This is a genomic window from Pararhodobacter marinus (genome assembly GCF_003122215.1).
GTDB lineage: Bacteria > Pseudomonadota > Alphaproteobacteria > Rhodobacterales > Rhodobacteraceae > Pararhodobacter > Pararhodobacter marinus.
Genome location: NZ_QEYD01000022.1, coordinates 1 through 4,365, shown reverse-complemented (window position 1 = coordinate 4,365; position 4,365 = coordinate 1). Strand labels below are relative to the sequence as shown.

Annotated in this window: 5 protein-coding genes; all 5 read right to left on the bottom strand. The window is 64.2% G+C overall.

Features of this window, described 5'->3' with window-relative positions; all coding sequences use genetic code 11:
* The coding region (locus C4N9_RS21575; protein ID WP_245902657.1) for a phage tail protein at positions 1 to 1,196 on the bottom strand (1,196 nt) is incomplete at its 3' end.
* Between the two features lie 134 nt (positions 1,197 to 1,330).
* Positions 1,331 to 1,741, bottom strand: a complete 411-nt coding sequence (locus C4N9_RS21570; RefSeq protein ID WP_109535410.1) for a DUF6950 family protein — start codon at positions 1,739 to 1,741, stop codon at positions 1,331 to 1,333.
* Positions 1,742 to 2,413, bottom strand: a complete 672-nt coding sequence (locus tag C4N9_RS21565) for a hypothetical protein (RefSeq protein WP_109535409.1) — start codon at positions 2,411 to 2,413, stop codon at positions 1,742 to 1,744.
* A gap of 444 nt (positions 2,414 to 2,857) precedes the next feature.
* Entirely contained in the window at positions 2,858 to 4,039 is a 1,182-nt protein-coding gene (locus tag C4N9_RS21560; protein ID WP_109535408.1) for a hypothetical protein, read from the bottom strand.
* A 15-nt stretch (positions 4,040 to 4,054) separates the two neighbouring features.
* Positions 4,055 to 4,279 (bottom strand): hypothetical protein, encoded by a 225-nt coding sequence (locus tag C4N9_RS21555; protein WP_109535407.1) that lies wholly within the window; start codon positions 4,277 to 4,279, stop codon positions 4,055 to 4,057.
* Positions 4,280 to 4,365 lie beyond the last annotated feature (86 nt).

Genomic DNA, 4,365 nt, shown 5'->3' with positions numbered 1-4,365 from the left:
CGCCGGTGATCGGTGATCAGCGCATTGGTGACGCGCACCACCTGCATCGGATAAGGCACCACGGGCAGCGAGAGCGAGGCGGTCAGGCGGCGGTCGCCATCCTCGGCTTCCCAGTCCGCATTCGTGATCAGCTCGCTTTCCGTCGATTCCCAGTTCTGCTCGGGATCGGGATAGGTGGCCGAGATCGCGTTGAAGATCTGATCGATCGGCGGGAAAGGCCGGAACTCTTCGGCCTCATCGGCAATGATGTGGTGATCCTCGAAGAACAGGACCGGCAGACGCGGGGCACCGAGGCGCAGGGTCCAGACGCCGCCCGTTTCGCTGACCTGCCCGTTGCAGCCCTTGAGCACTTCCTCGATGACGGAGAACGGCTCATCATCGGCCCGGACCTCGACCCCGGCGCGGTACTGCGGCTCGGTGCCGTCGTCGCCGTCATCGACCAGCTGGTCGGCCAGGTCCATTTCCGCCATCCACGCGACCAGCGGCAGATCGGCTTCGGGAATGTTCCCGCCCCAGACCTCGCCCCCGGGCAGCACGATCCCGCGCTTGACGTTGTAGGCGAGCACGGCGGCATTGTTCGACGGCGCATAGGTGGACGTATCGCCCCAGCGCTGCGGGCCATCGCCGCCCACGCTGCTATCCAGGCGCGGATCGTAAACCGGCACCGAGGACAGAACGAACCGGCATTGCGGCCAGCCCGACCAGACCTTGCGGTCATAGCGGAACGTCAGGACCGCGTAGCAGATGCCTGCGCCCACCATGTCCGCCGACCAAGGCCGCACGTAGGGCGCGGGATAGGTCGCGACCAGCATCGGATCGGCTTCGGTTTGCGTGCCGTCGTAATAGCGGATCCAAGCCCGGTCCTCGTACTCCCCGCCGATGCGCTGCCCATAATCGGGATGCGGATCATCCGCGAGGATCTCGACCGCCTCGCCATTGAGGCTGAGCCCGTCGAGCTGGTGGCCCGGAATGCCCGCCAGCTCGATGACATAGGTCAGATACGCATTCGGCGTCTTGCCTGCCTTGCCGTGCGACATGGGCGGGCAGACCATCGTGCCCCCGGTCGCGCTGCGGCCCAGCAGGAAGACCTCAGGCGTGGTGCCCCCGCGCAGGGTGGTCTCGGTACGCAGGCCCGCCGCCTTCGGCGTCGGTTGCAGCGCCATCGACAGCGCCGACAGGGCGACCGAGGCCAGCAAGTTGGTCGCGATCCCGCCGAAGGTTGTTGCGGCGAAGACAGCACCAAGCTTGAATGCACCAGCCGCACCGATTGCGCCCGCAACACCTGAACCGACACCGACAGCGCCAAGTAGAAATCCGCCGACCTGAGGCATTACGGCACCTCGAAGACAGTCACGGCCTGCGCCAGCGGCATCAGCGCTAGCCGGTCAGGCGCGAGGACGTAGACCGAGGCCCCCTGCACAACGCCGAGCGCCGGACCGGACTCGGTCGGGATGACAGCGAGATCACCAGGGCGCGCCCGCTCGCTATCCGCCCGCGCGCGCAGATGCGCCGCTGCGAGCGCGACGTGATCGCGATACCCGTCCTTGCGCAGAATGCGGATGCCGCCGCGCTCGGTCGTGTAGCGGCCACGATAGGGCGCAGCGAGATCCACGCCCGTCATCGCCGCCAGCGCGCCCGAGGCGAACAGCGCGCAATCGTGCTGCCCCGGCACAAACCTCTCCCGCCCGGCCGCCGCGAGGAACGCGACCAGCCGGTTCTGCCAACCTGGTGTCTTCTGCATTTACCTGCCCTGCCAGCTCGGGTTCGGGTCTTTGAGCGGCGGACGGGGCCCGCCGCCGCCCGGATCCGTCGCGGATTGCTCGCCCCACCAGACATTGATCCCGACGAGGCTGTTGTAGCGGCGGAACCGATCGGCCCCATCCGTGCGCGCTTGCAGCGCCTCGTCGCTGCGTTTCGTCGTCAAGCCCCGGGTCAGCCGATACGCATCCGACACGATCTGCAGCGTAGCCGCGGTGTCCTGACCCTCGGGCGGGGTCGGGATGTTCAGCTCCATCAGCGTCCCGCGCACAACGCGCACCGGGTCCGCAAGCGGCAGATGCGTCAGCGGGTCATGGTGCCACTCGTGCACCTCGACGGGTGCAAGACGGGCGTCATAGGTCCGCACGGCCTCGGCGATCTGCGCATCCAGCGGGGAGGCGGAGAGCGACCAGGTGAGCTCTTGCGCCGATGACACCGACGCCACGGGCTCGATCTCCAGAAGCGCACCCACGCCATAATAGGTCCGCGCTTCCCCCTCGACCTCGATCACCTGGTGATCGGCACCGGTCCAGAAGCCCAGCGAGTGCGGATCACCCGTCACGCGGTCGCGCGCCGTGATCCAGACCAGCACCTGAACATCAGCATGACCGCCCGCCGCATAATGCGCGGCGACGGCTGAGGGGAGTGAACGCATGGAAGATCCTGTGGAAGTTCGGGAGAGCTGCCGGGGGCTGGACTCAACCCCCGGCAGTCATCACCATCGGCGGTCTGTCAAAACCAGTACCGAGGGAGATTCGATTGAGGATGGTTAGTGTGCCGATCGCTTGGCGACTTCCTGACGGAACGGAGGTTCACGAAGCGCACCCGATGGCCGGCCCGTTCATGGATGTCACCTTTCGAGCGAATGGGAATTCAGTGACGTCTAGGGCATTGGTCGACACAGGCGCATCCTTCACGATGGTTGGCCAGCCAATTCTGGATACCCTCAAAGCGGCTTTCGCTCGGCATGTAAGGATTTCCGGAATGCACTCGACCGAAGAAACCAAATTCTACTACGTGAACATCCACTCCGTAGCCTTCCCGCCTTTATTCATGGCCGCAGAAGTGGGCACCTTATCCACAAAGACCGATCTTGGTTTTATCCCTGCTTCGGTCGGCAATGATTATCTTCGCTTTGGCACCCTGGTTCTTCGCGCTCCTCAATACCCAAGTAGCTTCGATATTCAGATTGATGAACCGGAAGCGATATCCCGGAGCGCCCTTTTGGGCCGGCAGTCGAATTGAAGCGGTGTAACCGGATGCAATCCTCGTCGTGAGGGCGGTCCGACTCACTGCTCAACTTTAGCTCCGCCCCTTGGTTCATCTGCGCCTTCATCTGGGCGATAGCGGCCCCCAGTCGACCTTCCCCGTCCTGAGCTTTGGCGTCCTGCCCAACGAATTCAGAAACTAAGGCGGAGCCGATTGAAGCCTGAGCCACGACCTCGGCAAGCTCACGTTTCTCCGCCTCCTTGTCCGCAACCAACTTGTCAACGGACTCTTGGAGTTGCGTAAGCTGCTCTTCCAGTGCCGTCAGCGGCGCGGGCGTCGCGGCCTCCGGGCCATCGCCCGCGTCGATCCATTCCCGCATCTCTTTGAGCCAACCGCCCCAATTAGCCTGCCCCGAGGAATCGCGCCGACGCGGTTGGCTCTGGATCGCTGAAACGCGGGCCGGGAGCGCGCGGTCATAGGCCTTGAGGGCTACAGCAACGCCGTCTGCGACCAGCTTGCGCAGGCGGTGGTCTTCATCAGAGCCCTCAACCCAAACCTCGCACGACAAAGCCGAAACCTTCGTTTCATCAGTGTCGCTGACCGTCGTGACCAAGTTGTTGAGGTCGGAAGTAAGAGTGGCTTCTTCGCTCGGGCCCTCGCGGTCCGCGCGATCGCGCGCCACTCGGATTATGGGCCCATATATCTTTAGCAGGCCTGTCTCTCGATCCAGCTGGAAACCACTCTTCCCTTCCACATAGTCCGCAGACTGCCAGACCGCCGGCCCGTGCTGATCGGAATCGACAGCCTCAGCCACGCGCTCTTTGTCGCGCCAGAGCTCGCCCGTCAGCCAGCCAATCAGCGCAATATCGGTGAATGGCACCGACTCGCCGCAGCACTCCCGATACTTTGCCGCGCTTGCTGCAAGAGACGCATTGTCGATCAGCTTGTCGTGGCCCACGGCATCGATCAGAGCCTCAATCCGCCGGCGCGTATCGGCTTCGCATGGCATGCCAATACTGAAGTAGCTGACGAGCCGGTCACAAAGCGCCTGGGTTTTCAGATCTCGTGCCATTTTCTCCCCCCACTCTCAGGACGTCACATGCCGCTTGGCGCTGTCGGCACCCTGCCGGATCAGCGTGGCCGCCATCACCAGCTTCTGCGAGGCCAGTTCGGACCCTGCCGGATCGGTGCCGCCGATCGCGTGCAGCTGGGCGATAAACTGATCCGCGAGATCGTCCAGCTTTGCGATTTGCGCGGCCTCATCTTCCGAGACTTCGCGGCGCGAGAAGGTCGGGCGCTTGGGATTGGCCATGGGGTTTCTCCGGTTCAATTCACGGTTTCGGTGGGTTCGGCCTGTTCAGGCGCGGCGGCGGCCTTGGCTTCGGCTTGGCCTTTCGG